This is a genomic window from Rhodanobacter sp. Root627, assembly GCF_001427835.1.
Taxonomy (GTDB): Bacteria; Pseudomonadota; Gammaproteobacteria; order Xanthomonadales; family Rhodanobacteraceae; genus Rhodanobacter; species Rhodanobacter ginsenosidimutans.
In genome coordinates this window covers 722,964-737,210 of the sequence record NZ_LMGW01000002.1, presented here as the reverse complement: position 1 = coordinate 737,210, position 14,247 = coordinate 722,964, and the positions used below count along the sequence as shown (strand labels likewise).

The 14,247-nt window shown below is 65.9% G+C and carries 16 protein-coding genes; 9 read left to right on the top strand and 7 right to left on the bottom strand.

The window, feature by feature from the left end; genetic code table 11:
• Positions 1-124: 124 nt before the first annotated feature.
• Positions 125-340: a 30S ribosomal protein S21 gene (rpsU, locus tag ASD68_RS10580; RefSeq protein ID WP_007081639.1), complete on the bottom strand. Its 216-nt coding sequence runs from the start codon at positions 338-340 to the stop codon at positions 125-127.
• A gap of 67 nt (positions 341-407) precedes the next feature.
• On the opposite strand from rpsU, the gene tsaD reads away from it, so the two are divergent.
• Entirely contained in the window at positions 408-1,472 is a 1,065-nt protein-coding gene (tsaD, locus tag ASD68_RS10575) for a tRNA (adenosine(37)-N6)-threonylcarbamoyltransferase complex transferase subunit TsaD (RefSeq protein ID WP_235578715.1), read from the top strand.
• A gap of 98 nt (positions 1,473-1,570) precedes the next feature.
• Here the strand turns inward: tsaD and ASD68_RS10570 are convergent, their stop codons facing one another.
• The 3 genes from ASD68_RS10570 to ASD68_RS10560 all read right to left on the bottom strand — a co-directional run bounded on the left by ASD68_RS10570 (position 1,571) and on the right by ASD68_RS10560 (position 4,157).
• The gene (locus ASD68_RS10570; RefSeq protein ID WP_056082727.1) at positions 1,571-2,290 is read right to left on the bottom strand and encodes a pseudouridine synthase; all 720 of its coding nucleotides are present in this window, start codon (positions 2,288-2,290) and stop codon (positions 1,571-1,573) included.
• Positions 2,291-2,397: 107 nt separating this feature from the next.
• Positions 2,398-3,177: an ABC transporter permease gene (locus ASD68_RS10565; protein ID WP_056606501.1), complete on the bottom strand. Its 780-nt coding sequence runs from the start codon at positions 3,175-3,177 to the stop codon at positions 2,398-2,400.
• On the bottom strand, positions 3,174-4,157 hold the full coding sequence (locus tag ASD68_RS10560; RefSeq protein ID WP_056606498.1) for an ABC transporter ATP-binding protein: 984 nt from the start codon (positions 4,155-4,157) through the stop codon (positions 3,174-3,176). The genes ASD68_RS10565 and ASD68_RS10560 overlap by 4 nt, the downstream gene beginning before the upstream one ends.
• 91 nt (positions 4,158-4,248) lie before the next feature.
• On the opposite strand from ASD68_RS10560, the gene ASD68_RS10555 reads away from it, so the two are divergent.
• From ASD68_RS10555 to ASD68_RS10520, 8 genes are all read left to right on the top strand, one after another.
• Positions 4,249-4,995, top strand: coding sequence for an FAD-binding oxidoreductase (locus ASD68_RS10555; protein WP_056606495.1), 747 nt, complete (start codon positions 4,249-4,251; stop codon positions 4,993-4,995).
• A 151-nt stretch (positions 4,996-5,146) separates the two neighbouring features.
• Positions 5,147-6,076 carry an alpha/beta hydrolase gene (locus tag ASD68_RS10550; RefSeq protein WP_056606492.1) on the top strand — a complete coding sequence of 310 codons (930 nt, stop codon included), beginning with the start codon at positions 5,147-5,149 and terminating at the stop codon, positions 6,074-6,076.
• Between the two features lie 39 nt (positions 6,077-6,115).
• Entirely contained in the window at positions 6,116-6,724 is a 609-nt protein-coding gene (locus ASD68_RS10545; protein WP_235578714.1) for a hypothetical protein, read from the top strand.
• Positions 6,717-6,911, top strand: coding sequence for a helix-turn-helix transcriptional regulator (locus ASD68_RS10540; protein WP_082520214.1), 195 nt, complete (start codon positions 6,717-6,719; stop codon positions 6,909-6,911). The genes ASD68_RS10545 and ASD68_RS10540 overlap by 8 nt, the downstream gene beginning before the upstream one ends.
• A gap of 123 nt (positions 6,912-7,034) precedes the next feature.
• Entirely contained in the window at positions 7,035-8,609 is a 1,575-nt protein-coding gene (locus ASD68_RS10535) for an alpha/beta hydrolase (protein ID WP_056606489.1), read from the top strand.
• A 12-nt stretch (positions 8,610-8,621) separates the two neighbouring features.
• Positions 8,622-9,356 carry an ATP-binding cassette domain-containing protein gene (locus ASD68_RS10530; RefSeq protein ID WP_056606486.1) on the top strand — a complete coding sequence of 245 codons (735 nt, stop codon included), beginning with the start codon at positions 8,622-8,624 and terminating at the stop codon, positions 9,354-9,356.
• Positions 9,353-10,561, top strand: a complete 1,209-nt coding sequence (locus ASD68_RS10525; protein WP_056082705.1) for an ABC transporter permease — start codon at positions 9,353-9,355, stop codon at positions 10,559-10,561. The genes ASD68_RS10530 and ASD68_RS10525 overlap by 4 nt, the downstream gene beginning before the upstream one ends.
• A gap of 84 nt (positions 10,562-10,645) precedes the next feature.
• Positions 10,646-12,373, top strand: coding sequence for a Zn-dependent hydrolase (locus tag ASD68_RS10520; RefSeq protein WP_056606483.1), 1,728 nt, complete (start codon positions 10,646-10,648; stop codon positions 12,371-12,373).
• Positions 12,374-12,463: 90 nt separating this feature from the next.
• Here the strand turns inward: ASD68_RS10520 and ASD68_RS10515 are convergent, their stop codons facing one another.
• The 3 genes from ASD68_RS10515 to ubiE all read right to left on the bottom strand — a co-directional run bounded on the left by ASD68_RS10515 (position 12,464) and on the right by ubiE (position 14,211).
• The gene (locus ASD68_RS10515) at positions 12,464-13,078 is read right to left on the bottom strand and encodes an FmdE family protein (protein ID WP_056084156.1); all 615 of its coding nucleotides are present in this window, start codon (positions 13,076-13,078) and stop codon (positions 12,464-12,466) included.
• A gap of 8 nt (positions 13,079-13,086) precedes the next feature.
• Positions 13,087-13,353 carry a DUF2249 domain-containing protein gene (locus ASD68_RS10510; protein ID WP_056082698.1) on the bottom strand — a complete coding sequence of 89 codons (267 nt, stop codon included), beginning with the start codon at positions 13,351-13,353 and terminating at the stop codon, positions 13,087-13,089.
• A 90-nt stretch (positions 13,354-13,443) separates the two neighbouring features.
• Positions 13,444-14,211 carry a bifunctional demethylmenaquinone methyltransferase/2-methoxy-6-polyprenyl-1,4-benzoquinol methylase UbiE gene (gene ubiE / locus ASD68_RS10505; RefSeq protein ID WP_056606480.1) on the bottom strand — a complete coding sequence of 256 codons (768 nt, stop codon included), beginning with the start codon at positions 14,209-14,211 and terminating at the stop codon, positions 13,444-13,446.
• Between the last annotated feature and the right edge of the window lie 36 nt (positions 14,212-14,247).

The window sequence follows — 14,247 nt, the reverse complement described above, 5'->3', positions numbered from 1 at the left end:
GACAACACCGGCCAATTCGCATCCGAGTGCTTGCGGTGGCTGCGAGCGGCTCTCGTCAAAGAGCTGGCGCCGACCGCGCTTCCTGTGTGCGGACCCACCGACGGGCGGTGGATCGAGACAGGAATCAGTACAGGCGGACTTTGCGCGACACGTCGCGCGACAGGCGGCGCAGGTGACGCTTGACGGCGGCAGCGCGCTTGCGCTTGCGCTCCTGGGTGGGCTTTTCGTAGAACTCGCGCTTGCGCGTTTCAGCCAGGACGCCGGCCTTTTCGCAGGTACGCTTGAAACGACGCAGTGCAATCTCGAACGGCTCGTTCTCGCGAACTTTTACGTTGGGCATGGAAACTCCGAGTGGTAATCTGTCCCGCTGTCGGGACTGTTGGATAGAGCGAGCCGCGAATTATACCGTGGATAACAAAGAATTTTCAAAGCCGGTCAACAACCGGCCAATCCTGGGCATCGAGAGCTCCTGCGACGAGACCGGTGTAGCCCTGCTGCGCTGGGAGCCGGACGCGCCGGGCCGTGGCTTGCTGGCCCACACGCTGTACAGCCAGATCAAGCTGCACGCCGATTACGGCGGGGTGGTGCCGGAGCTGGCCAGCCGCGACCACGTGCGCAAGCTGCTGCCGTTGATCCGCGAGGCGCTGGCCCAGGCGGGCCTCACCGTGCAGGACCTGGGCGGGGTGGCGTATACCGCCGGCCCCGGCCTGGTCGGCGCGCTGCTGGTGGGCGCCTCGGCGGGCCGCGCGCTGGCCTGGGCGCTGGGCGTACCGGCCGTGGGTGTCCATCATATGGAGGGCCACCTGCTGGCGCCGTTGCTGGAGGAAAACCCGCCCGAGCCGCCATTCGTGGCCTTGCTGGTGTCCGGCGGCCATTCGCTGCTGGTGGAGGTCAAGGCGATCGGCCAGTACACCATCCTGGGCGATACCCTGGATGACGCCGCGGGCGAGGCCTTCGACAAGACCGCCAAGATGATGGGCTTGCCCTATCCCGGCGGCCCGGCGCTGGCGAAGCTGGCCGAGCAGGGCACGGCCGGCGCGTTCCGCTTCTCGCGCCCGATGACCGATCGGCCCGGGCTGGATTTCAGCTTCTCCGGCCTGAAGACCCAGGTCCTGCTGGCCTGGCAGAAATCGGACCAGAGCGAGCAGACCCGCGCCGACATCGCCCGCGCGTTCCAGGAGGCGATCGTCGACACCCTGATCATCAAGTGCCGTCGTGCGCTGCAGGCCTGCGGCGCCAAGCGGCTGGTGATCGCCGGCGGCGTGGGCGCCAACCGGCACCTGCGCGCGGAGCTGGCGAAGGCCGGCGAGAAAGACGGTTTCCAGGTGTATTTCCCGCGGCTGGTGTTCTGCACCGACAACGGCGCGATGATCGCGCTGGCCGGCGCCATCCGCCTGGCCAGCGACCAGCATCAGGACGAAACCGTGCAGGTGCGCCCGCGCTGGGATCTGCAGACGCTGCCTGCCGCCTAGCGGATCGTTGTTGTAGGAGCGGCTTCAGCCGCGATGCTCTTGGGGCTGCCCGAAAAGCATCGCGGCTGAAGCCGCTCCTACAGAAGATCGGCGCGGCATCACCACTGCGTGCGCCCGGGCAGCAGGCCCTTCAATTCCGCTTCGGTGAGGTTGCGCCACTGGCCGGGTTTCAGGTGGGCCAGCTTCACGTTGTCGATGCGCACGCGACGCAGCTGGGTGACGCGGTAGCCGAAGGCGGCGGCCATCAGCCGGATCTGCCGGTTCAGGCCCTGGGTCAGCACGATCGAGAAGCCAAACTTGGCGATGCGCCGCACGCGGCAGGGGTTCGTCATCTGGTTGTGGATGCGCACGCCCTTGCTCATGCCGCTGAGGAAGTCGTCGGTGACCGCCTTGTTCACGCCGACCAGGTATTCCTTCTCGTGGTGGTTTTCCGAGCGCAGGATCTCGTTGACGATGTCGCCGTTGCTGGTCAGCAGGATCAGCCCCTCGGAATCCTTGTCCAGCCGGCCGATCGGAAAGATCCGCTGCGGGTGATCCACGAAATCCACGATGTTGCCGTCCACGCCCTGATCGGTGGTGCAGGTGATGCCGACCGGCTTGTTCAGCGCGATGTAGACCGCCTTCTTCGCCGCTGGCGTGGCGGCCAGGATGCGCGCCTTGACGACCTCACCATCCACGCGCACCTCGTCCCCGTCCAGCGCCTTGGCGCCCGTCGTGACCACCTCGCCGTTGATGGTGACGCGCCCGGCCAGCAGCAACTCATCCGCCTCGCGGCGCGAGCACAGGCCAGCTTCGCTGATGTATTTGTTTACGCGCATGGATTAGGGCTGGGATTGGGGATTCGGAATTTGGGATTCGGCAAGGCGCGTTCTCGCGAGCTTGTGGCTTTTGCGAATCCCGAATTCCGAATGCCAAATCCCGGCTTTCAAGACCTCAGCCCCACGCCGCGCTTCAACAGCTGCAGCGCCAGCGCCGAGAGGCCGACCACGAAGCCCAGCATTACCGCGAACGCCACGCCCAGGTGCACGTCGCTGATGCCGAGCACGCCGAAGCGGAAGGCGTTGACCATGTACAGGATCGGGTTGGCGCGCGAGATCGCCTGCCACGGTTCGGCCAGCATGTTGACCGAGTAGAACACGCCGCCGAGGTAGGTCAGCGGGGTCAGGATGAAAGTCGGCACCAGCGCGATGTCGTCGAATTTCTTCGCGTACACCGCGTTGACGAAGCCGGCCAGCGAGAAGATGGTGGCGCCCAGCAGCACCGAGGCGAACGTGATCAGCGGGTGCATCACGTGCAGGTCGGTGAAGAACAGCGCGATCAGCAGCACCAGCACGCCCACCACCAGACCGCGCGCCACCGCGCCGGTGACGTAGCCCAGCAGGATCACCCAGTTCGGCATCGGCGACACCAGCATCTCCTCCACTGCGCGGCTGAACTTGGCGCCGAAGAACGAGCTGGAGATGTTGCCGTAGCTGTTGGTGATGATGCTCATCATCACCAGTCCCGGCACGATGTACTGCATGTAGCTGAAGTGACCCTGGATCGGGCCGATCTTGCTGCCGATCAGCTTGCCGAAGATCACGAAATACAGCGTCATGGTGATCGCCGGCGGAATCAGCGTTTGCGTCCAGATGCGCATGATGCGCACGATCTCGCGGCGCACCAGGGTGTTGAGGGCGACCAGGTTGGCGGTGGTGTTGCTCATGCGCGGATCTCGCTTTTGTTCGATGCGCTCATGCGGCCTGCTCCCCGTCCACCTTCCACCAGCCGCACGAACAGCTCCTCCAGCCGGTTGGTCTTGTTGCGCATCGAGGTCACCATGATGCCGTGCGTGGAGAGCTGCGCGAACAGCGAATTGAGGTCGTGCGAGCGGGCCATTTCGGCCTCCAGCGTGTGGTCGTCGCGGCGGCGCAGGGTGACGTTGGGCAGGTTCGGCAGCTCGTCGGGGATGGTGATCACGTCGAGCACGAAGGTCTCCACGTCCAGCGTCGCCAACAGCCGCTTCATGCTGGTGTTCTCGATGATGGTGCCGTGGTCGATGATCGCGATATTGCGGCACAGCGACTCGGCTTCCTCCAGGTAATGCGTGGTGAGGATCACCGTGGTGCCGGCCGCGTTGATGGCGCTGACGAACTGCCACATCGAGCGGCGGATCTCGATGTCCACGCCCGCGGTGGGCTCGTCCAGGATCAAGAGCTTCGGCTCGTTCATCATCGCGCGGGCGATCATCAGGCGCCGCTTCATGCCGCCGGACAGCGTGCGCGCCTGCATCTGCGCCTTGTCCCACAGGCGCAGCTCCTTCAGGTATTTCTCCGCGCGGCGGGCGGCCTCCTTGCGCGGGATGCCGTAGAAACCGGCCTCGTTGACGCAGATGTCGAACGGCTTCTCGAACTGGTTGAAGTTGATTTCCTGGGGCACCAGCCCGATCAGCCGCATCGCGGCGCTGCGGTCGTCGTTGACCGACACGCCGAACACCTTCGCGTCGCCGCTGGTGGAGTTGACCAGCGAGGAAAGAATGCCGATCAGGGTGGATTTACCCGCGCCGTTGGGGCCGAGCAGGGCGAAGAAATCGCCCGGCTGCACGGTGAGGCTGATGCCCTTCAGCGCTTCCACGCCGTTGCCATAGACCTTGCGCAGGTTGTCGACCACGAGCGCGGGTGCGGAAGAAAGGGACTGCAATGACATGGGCTGCACCGAAAAGGCTAGCCCCTTATTATAGCGGGCTACATCCTGCCGTCTGGCCGTGCCAGAAGCACACACCGTTTCCGGAATCACCATGGCCGATCACTTCCAGCTCCGCCTCGTCGACAGTCACATGCTGGCCTCCGCCGTACGCCACCTGGTGTTCGAGCGGGTCGACGGGCAACCGCTGGCGTTCACGCCCGGCCAGTTCCTGCAGATCCATTTCCATTACGACGACGGCACGGCCACCAAGCGCAGCTATTCAGTGGCCAGCGTGGGCGACGGCAGTTCGCCGGTGTCGCGCATCGAGATCGCCGTGAGCTACGTGGAAGGCGGTGCGGCCACCAGGCTGCTCGGCGACCTGCCCGTCGGCGGCATCGTGGACGCCAGCGGCCCCTACGGCCGTTTCTGCCTGCAAGCCACCGACACGCATCCGCGCTACCTGCTGCTGGCCACCGGCACCGGGGTTACGCCTTACCGCGCCATGCTGCCGCAGATCGAGCAATTGCTGGCGCGCGGTGAGCGCGAGGTCGTGTTGCTGTATGGCGCGCGCAACGAAACCGAGCTGCTCTACGGCGAGCAATTCGAGGCGTTCGCGCAGACGCACCCGGGCTTTTTGTTCCACGGCTGCCTCAGCCGCGAGGCGCGTGCCGTGCCGCGTCCCGGCGATCGCAGCGGCCACGTGCAGAACGTGCTGGCCGAGCTGGGCCCCGCCGCCGAGCGCGACATCGCCTACCTCTGCGGCAACCCCAACATGGTCGACGCCGCCTTCAGCGCGCTGAAGGAATTCGGCCTGCCGGTGTCGCAGATCAGGCGCGAGAAATACATCTCGTCGCGTTGAGAGGCGTTTCGTATCGATCGGAATGGCCTTGGCATGGCGATGGCGCGATGACCTCCGCACCCTTTCGCGTCATGTAAAGTTTGCTTGACACCACGATCGTGGTGCTTCTAGTCTTGTGTCAAGTTTACTTGACATAGGTGGAGGCATGGCCATGAACAAGATCGGATATCGGATGATGGTCCCGCTGTTGCTCGGGTTCGCGGCATGGCTGTCGCATGGCCCCGCGTATGCGCAACCGCTCGCGGCGACAGGCAAGGTCGGCACGCTGAAAGTCGAACGCCATGGCAACCATGGCCAACCAGTGATCCTGATTCCCGGGCTGGAGGGCGGGCCGTGGGTGTGGGAGCGGACGATTCGGGCGCTGCAAAACGACCACGTGGTGTATGCGGTGACGCTGGCCGGGTTTGATGGCGTGCCGCCTCCGGCCGGCGGCGGCAACCTGTTCGATCAGGCGGATGCGTCGCTGAAGCAGTTGATCGAGCGGCGGAAGATCGACAAGCCGGTGCTGGTGGGCCACAGCTTGGGCGGCACGCTGGCGTTGCGCTTTGCCGGGGAGCATCCGCAAATGATTTCCGGCGTGGTGGCGGTCGACGGGTTGCCCGTCTTCCCCGGCATGGAGTGGATGGGCGTGGATCAGCGCAAGGCCATGGCCGCGCGGATACAGCAGCAGGTGGCCGCGCTCTCGCCCGGGCAGTTTGCGGCGCAGTCGCTGGCCTACATGCAGAACGTCGGGGTGATCGATCCGCAACTGGCCGCGCGCTATGCGCCAATGAATGCGCGCAGCGACATCAAGGCCAGCGCGCAGTACATGGCAGAAGACATGGCGGCCGATTATCGCCCGCTGTTGAAGAATGCGAACGTGCCGATCCTGGAGATCTCGCCGTACAACGCGCCGGACTTCAGTCAGCCACCGAAGGCGATGAGCGAAGCGCAGAAGACCGCATACTACGAGGGCCTGCTGGCACAGGCTCCGCAGGCGAAAGTGGTCTCGATCTCGCCTTCGCGGCATTTCGTGATGCTCGACCAGCCGACGGAATTCCAGCAGACGCTGGATGGCTTCCTGGCAGCGCTGGGAGACTAGGCCATGATTGCCAGCATGGAAGATGACAGGAGCCGCCGCATGTCCGGACCATCGAAATCACCGTCGAAACTCACCAACCGCCGCGCACTGGCGATGATGGGGGGCGTGGCCGTACTTTGCGCCTTGCCCTGTCTGCTCGCGGGTATGCTCACCGGTCGCCGCTGGCTGGTCACCCTGGGCCTTGTGGTTGCCGCCACCGGTGCAGCGTGGCTGCTGTGCGCACGCTTCGCCCGCGAGGAGGTGATGCGCCCGGTGCATGTGCGCTACCTGCGCGAATTTTTTCCGGCGATGGCGGGCTATGTGGTGCTGATGATGGTGTCCGGCGCGCTGGTGCCCCGCATGGAAAGTGTCGCCGCACGGGCGGCGCTGGCTGCGCTGCCGCTGCTGCCGATCGCGCTGCTGGTTCGCGCCATGGTTCGCGTGCTGCGCGACCAGGACGAACTGGAGCGGCGTATCGACCTGGAGGCCATCGCGATCGCCGCAATGTCGACGGCATTCGGCTTCTTCAGTTTCGGCCTGCTGCCGCTGGCGGACATCGGGTGGCAGGTGAGTGGCCATACGGTCGCGGTCTGGGTGATGCCGTGCCTTTTCGCCATCTTCGGTATCACCAAGCCGCTGGTCGCCAGGCGTTACCGCGACCGTGAATAACCATGTCCGCGAATTGCGTGGTGACCAGGGCTGGTCGCAGGCGGAAATGGCCGAGCGGCTGGACGTCTCGCGGCAAACCGTCAACGCGATCGAAACCGGCAAGTACGATCCCAGCCTGCCGCTGGCGTTCAAGATTGCCGCCCTGTTTGGCCGCCCGATCGAATCGATCTTCGATCCGGGCGAATGAGGGCCTGTCCATGAGCAACCCCGCGATGACGATGTACGGCGAAAGCATGGCCTACAGGCCCGAGCGGTCAACGCGCCGCCATGCCGCCATCATTCCTTTCCGGTCCCACGAGGAGCCCATGCCATGAAGCTCGCACCCCGTACCGTGTTTCGCATCGTGCTCGCCGCAGCGGGCCTGGGCTGGTTCGCCTGGAGCTATTTCCATACGGATCAGGCGCCATCCGACGCCACGGCTTCGACCGCTGCCAGTACCCAGCCCACCGCCCCCAGCGTGCCGCAAAAGCCGCGCACCTGGCGGCTGGGCTCGCTCACGCTGACCGCCTGCGAATTGCCGCAGCCGAATACCGGGCTGTCCAGCGCGGCGTGGTGTGCACCGTTCGAGGTGCCGGAAAACCGCGCCGACCCACGCAGCCGCAAGATCAGCCTGAACCTGGCGGTGATTCGTTCGGCGGCGCAGCTGCCGGCGAAAGACATGGTGGTGCTGCTGGCCGGTGGCCCCGGCCAGGCCGCCACGGAAAGCTGGTCCGGGGTGGCGAATGCGCTCGATCCGCTGCTGGCGCACCGCAACGTGCTGCTGCTGGACCAGCGCGGCACCGGCCATTCCAATCCGCTCAGCTGCAAGGGGCCGGAGCAGGCGGCCACCGACGAAAAGGTGGGCTTCGACCCGGAGGCGTTGCGGGCGGAAACGGCGCGTTGCCTGCAGCAGGTGCAGGCGCGTGCCGATCCGCGTTACTACACCACCACCATCGCGGTGCAGGATCTGGAAGACGTGCGCCGTGCGTTGGGTTCGCCACGTTTCGATCTGGTCGGGGTGTCCTACGGCACCCGCGTGGCGCAGCAATACGCCATGCATCATCCGGACGCGATCCGCAGCCTGGTGCTCGATGGCGTGGTGCCCAACCCGCTGGTGCTGGGGGAGGATTTTGCGCAGAACCTCGACGCGGCCCTGAAGCTGCAGTTCGCCCGCTGCACGGCGCAACCTGCCTGCAAGGCGCGTTTTGGCGACCCGTACCAGACGCTTTATCAACTGCGCGATGCGCTGCGCGCCAACCCGCACAAGGTGAGTTTTCGCGACCCGCAGAGCTACCAGAGCGTGCAGCGCGTGCTGAGCGAGGATTCGCTGGCCAGCGTGGTGCGCATGTTCGCCTACACGCCGCTCACCGCCGCGCTGCTGCCGCTGTCGATCGACGCGGCCGCGCACGGCGACGTGGGACCGCTGCTGGGCCAGGCGAAACTGCTGCAGGGCGACCTGGTCGATTCGATGGATGGCGGCATGCAGTCGTCGGTGATCTGCAGCGAGGATGCCGATCTGCTGCGCCCGCGCCCGCAGGATGAGGACACCATCCTGGGCACGCGGATGATCACCGCGTTGCAGGCGGTGTGCACCGTGTGGCCGCGGGGCACGCGGCCGGCCGATTTCCACCAGCCGTTGCGCAGCGCCACGCCGGCCTTGCTGCTGTCGGGCCAATACGATCCGGTGACACCGCCGGCGTATGGCGAGGCCGTGCTGAAGGGGCTCACCGACGCGCGCCACCTGGTGCTCAAGGGCCAGGGTCACAACGTGATGGGGGCCGGCTGCGCGCCGCGGCTGGTGAAAAAGTTCATCGAGGATCTGCAGCCGAAGGCGCTGGACGCCAGTTGCCTGGACCGGTTGCAGGCCCCGCCGCTGTTCATCGATTTCAACGGTTCAACACCTTAAGGGAGCGCCGCCATGATCGAAGTAAAGGATCTGCACAAGGCATTCGGCGACGTGCGCGCCGTGGATGGTGTCGGCTTCAGCGCCCGCGATGGCGAGATCACCGGCCTGCTGGGCCCCAACGGCGCCGGCAAGACCACCACGCTGCGCATGCTCTACACGTTGATGACGCCCGACCGCGGCCAGGTGCTGGTGGACGGCATCGACGCCGCCGTCGATCCGCTGGCGGTGCGTCGCCGGCTGGGCGTGCTGCCGGATGCGCGCGGGTTGTACAAGCGCCTCACCGCGCGCGAGAACATCGACTATTTCGCACGCCTGCAAGGCCTGCCCGAGGACGAGCTGCGCACGCGCCGCGAAGCGCTGGTGCAGGCGCTGGAGATGGGTGACATCGCCGACCGCCGCACCGAAGGCTTCTCGCAAGGCCAGCGGGTGAAGACCGCGATCGCCCGCGCGCTGATCCACGATCCCGGCAACGTAATCCTCGACGAACCCACCAACGGGCTGGACGTGATGGCCACCCGCGCGCTGCGCCAGTTCATGCTGAAACTGCGCGCCGAAGGCCGTTGCGTGCTGTTTTCCAGCCACATCATGCAAGAGGTGGGTGCGCTGTGCGATCGCATCGTGGTGATCGCCCGCGGCCGTGTGGTGGCCGATGAAACACCCGATGCGCTGCGCGCGCAAACCGGTGAAGCGAACCTGGAGGATGCCTTCGTGAAAATCATCGGCAGCGACGAGGGCCTGGCCGCATGAATGCCATCCAGCCCACCCGCGTACGCCGCAGCCGCGCGTTCGTCACCGTGTTCCTGAAGGAAGTGCGCGAGAACCTGCGCGATCGCCGCACCCTGATCAGCGCCTTCGTCACCGGCCCGCTGCTGACCCCGCTGATCTTCGTGATGCTGATCAGCGTGTCCATCCACCGCCAGCTGGACAAGGCCGAGCAGCCGCTGAAAGTGCCGGTGATCGGCGCGCAGTACGCACCCAACCTGATCGATGCGCTGAAAGCCGGTGGCATCGTGCCGCAGCCGGCCATTGCCGACCCCGAAAAAGCCGTGCGCGAACAGGAGGCCGACCTGGTGCTGCGCCTCAGCGCCGAGTACCCCAAGGCCTGGCGCCAGGGCGAGCCGGTGCAGGTGGAAATGATCTACGACTCCTCGCAGCGCGATGCCGGCGGTTCGGTGGACCGCGTAAACCAGCTGGTGCAGTCGTACGCACGCCAGCAAGGCGTGATGCGGCTGGTGGCGCGCGGCCTGTCACCCGGTACGGCGTGGCCGGTGCAGGTGGCGCGGCGCGACCAGGCCACGGCGGAATCGCGAGCGGTGCTGCTGTTCAACATGCTGCCGTACCTGTTCGTGCTGACCATCTTCATCGGCGGCATGTACCTGGCGATCGACCTCACGGCGGGCGAGCGCGAGCGGCAATCGCTGGAGCCGCTGTTCGCCAACCCGGTGCCGCGCTGGAAAATCCTGCTGGGCAAGCTGGCCGCGATCTGCGCGTTTTCCACCGCGAGCCTGCTGATCTGCCTGCTGGCGTTCTCGCTGGTGGGGCGCTTCCTGCCCACCGACAAGCTGGGCATGGAGATCAACCTGGGCTGGCACTTCGCCGCCAACGTGTTGCTGCTGCAATGGCCGATGATCGTGTTGCTGGCGGCGTTGCAGTCGCTGGTGGCCGCGTTCGCCAAGAGCTATCGCGAGGCGCAGACCTATCTGTCGCTGTTGATGATGCTGCCGATCCTGCCCAGCATCCTGCTGATGGTGATGCCGGTCAAACCACAGGACTGGATGTACGCCGTGCCGCTGCTGGGCCAGCACCTGGGCATCATCGACCTGCTGCGCGGCACCGGCGTGGCGCCGATGCACATGCTGTTGTGTCTGGCGGGTACCGCGGCGGCCGCACTGGTGGCGGTGGCGATCGGCATGCAGTTGTACCGCTCGGAGCGGTTGGCCATTTCCGGCTGAACAGCGCGCGTCCGCATGCGATCACCATCGCATTGCGGACACCGGCGCAGGCGATACCATGGCCCTTTCGCCGGAGGACTTTCCATGTATCGACGCCTGCTCCCGTTGTGCCTGCTGCTCGCGCTGGCGGGCTGTTCATCCGGCCACGATGCGGCGCCGATCGCACCGGTGTCGAAAGAGGAACTGGCGCCGGCCCCTGCCAGCTCGGCGCCGGCCACGGCCGCGAGTGCGGCCGCCGCGACGGCGGAAGAGGGCAGCGTGGCGCAGCGCCTGGCCAGCTACGCGCCGGTGAAACTGGAAGCCGACCTGTCCGCGTTCAACAAGCGCCAGAAGAAGATGATTGCCCTGCTGGTCGAGGCGGCCGACAGCATGAACGCGATCTACTGGCGCCAGTCGTGGGGCGACAAGGATGCGCTGATGAGCCGGATCACCGACCCGGCCACGCGCGAGTTCGCCCAGCTCAACTACGGCCCGTGGGATCGGTTGAACAACGACAAGCCCTTCGTCGGGGGCATCGAAGAGCGACCGCCCGGCGCGCAGTTCTATCCGGCCGACATGACTCGCGAGCAGTTCGACCAGTCGCCGCTGAAAGACAAGACCTCGCTGTACACCCTGCTGCGCCGCGATGCGCAGGGCCAGCTGATCACCGTGCCCTATCACGAGGCGTACAAGGCCGAGCTGCAGAAAGCCGCCGGCCTGCTGCGCGAGGCCGCCAAGCTGGCGCAGGACGCGGGCTTCAGGAAATACCTCACGCTGCGCGCCGACGCGTTGCTTGACGACAACTACCAGCCCAGCGACCTGGCCTGGATGGACATGAAGAAAAACCCGATCGACATCGTGATCGGCCCGATCGAAACCTACGAAGACCAGCTCTACGGCTACAAGGCCAGCTACGAATCCTACGTGCTGATCAAGGACCAGGCCTGGAGCGCCAAGCTGGCGCGCTTCGCCAAATACCTGCCCGAGCTGCAGCGAGGCCTGCCCGTGCCCGACCGCTACAAGGCGGAAAAGCCTGGTTCCGATGCCGACCTCAACGCCTACTTCGCGGTGTACTACGGCGGCGACGCCAACGCGGGTGCCAAGACCATCGCCATCAACCTGCCCAACGACGAGCAGGTGCAGCTGAAAAAGGGTACGCGCCGGCTGCAGCTGGAAAACGTGATGAAGGCGAAGTTCGACACCATCATGCTGCCGATCGGCAAGCTGCTGATCGCCGACGACCAGCAGCAGAACCTCACCTTCGACGCGTTCTTCCAGAACACCATGTTCCACGAGGTGGCGCACGGGCTGGGCATCAAGCAGACGCTGGACGGCAAGGGCACGGTGCGCAAGGCGCTGAAGGATCAGGCCTCCAGCTTCGAGGAAGGCAAGGCCGATGTGCTGGGCCTGTACATGGTGACCAGGCTGGCCGGGAAGGGCGAGCTGGACAAGACCAAGTTGATGGACAACTACGTCACCTTCCTGGCCGGCATCCTGCGCTCGGTGCGTTTCGGCGCCAGCGATGCGCACGCACGGGCAAACATGGTGCGCTTCAACTATTTCAAGCAGGCGGGCGCGTTCACGCGCGACGACAAGACCGGCCGCTACCGCGTCGATTTCGACAAGATGACCGCCGCGATGAGCTCGCTGTCGACCAAGCTGCTGACCATCCAGGGCGATGGCGACTACGACGCGGCCAAGCAGCTGACCGACCAGCTGGGCGCGGCCGATGCGAAGCTTGCGGGTGATTTGAACCGGTTGGCCGAGGCGAACATCCCGGTCGATATCCGCTTCGAGCAGGGCCTGGACGTGTTGGGGCTGGCCAAGCCTTGATTCCTTCCCCCGCAAGCGGGGGAAGGGACGGTATAGCGCTTCCATTCCTGGCCCGAATTTTTCACACCCTCTGAGGTGTATGCCGGCGATTCAGTGCAGCGGTGTGAGCCGCAGTACCTCGGGGTCGTCGGCGTGATCGAGCAACAGCCGCCGCACGCGGTCCTGCCAGGCCTGGCCGAATGCCGTGCGTTGTGCCGCGGTGGCGGCCGGGTCGAGTGCCGCGCCCATCAATTCGCGCAGTTGCGGCGCTGGCGGTATGCGGCTCAGGTCCAGTTCGACGGACACGGCGTTGCCGTTGTCGCGACGATGGAACTGCACGGCGCTGGCGCCCCGCACTGCGGCGTAACTGAGCAGCGATTGCCGCACGAAACGTCCGCCGATGCCGTGGAAACCATTGCTGGCGGCCGCGCCGGTGATCAGCGTCAACACCTGCGCGGTGACGCCGGTGACACCTTCGTCTTCCGCCGCCGGCATGCGCACGCAGATGCCACCGCGCTCGGCCGGCTGGTCCGGATACAACGCGCGCAATGCCGCGCGCGCCATCAGGTAGGCACCGGCTACGGTGGGGCAGGAGTGGCCGGCCAGGCGCACGGCATCAACGTAGCCGTAGTCGATCAGGCCGTCGTCGGCGGCACCCAGCAGGGCGGCCAGCGGATCGTGCATCGCGATGCGCGGGGCTTCGTCGTAGAACGCGGGGTAATGCATCGCGGCGCTCACTCGATCGGCAGGCCGACGATGCCGAAGTCGATCACGATCGCACCGGGGTCGCGCTGGCGGTAGGTCACGGTGAGGTTTTCGCCGAGGCGGTCGTTCAATTGCGCGATCAGCGGGATCGGGTCGTGGTCGTTGATGAAGCGCATCGTCTCGCCCGAGCGCAGCACGCCGATGGCGGCGAAGATGGCCGAATGGCGGAAACGCCGGGCCACGCCGCGTGCGTCGAACGTGTGGACATTGGCTTCGGGTAGGGCGTCGATAGACATGGTGTTGATACCTCGTTGCAGGAGGTCATCAACATACGCCGCGATCCGCGCCGGGCCCCTGATCTGGATCAGCGGGGCCGCGCTCGCGGTTTACAGCTTGTACGCGCGGTGGATCGCCACTACGCCGTTGGTGAGGTTGCGCACCTCGACCTTGCCGAAGCCGGCGCGTTCCATCATCCCCTTCAGCGTTTGCTGGTCGGGGTGCTTGCGGATCGATTCGGCCAGGTACTGGTAGCTGTCGGCGTCGCCGGCAAACAGGCGGCCCAGTTTCGGCAGCACCTTGAACGAGTGGAAGTCGTAGAGCTTGTTGAACAGCTCGTTCTGCACCCGCGAGAACTCCAGCACCAGCAGGCGGCCGCCGGGCTTGAGCACGCGGCAGATGTCGGCCAGCGCCTTGTCCTTGTCGGTGACGTTGCGCAGGCCGAAGGCCATGGTCACCGCGTCGAAGCTGTTGTCGGGAAACGGCAGCGCCTCGGCGTTGAGCTGCGCCCAGCGCAGGCCGGACACCAGCCCGCGGTCGGTCAGCCGGTCGCGGCCCACACCCAGCATGGCGGCGTTGATGTCGCCCACCACCACTTCACCGTCCGCGCCCACCACCGGCTTCAGCAGCGCGGCGATGTCGCCGGTGCCGCCGGCCAGGTCCAGCACGCGATCGCCGCGGCGCACGCCGCTGATCGCCACGAAATGCCGCTTCCACAGCCGATGCACGCCGAACGACATCAGGTCGTTCATCAGGTCGTAACTGCGCGCCACCGAGGTGAACACCTGGCCCACCAGCTTCTGCTTGTCGCCGACGGGTACGTCGCGGAAACCGAAATGGGTGGTTGGCGTGGGAGCGGGTGTGGGCTGGTCGGTCATGGGGTGCGATGTTACAGGATGGGTTGAAGTGGTTAT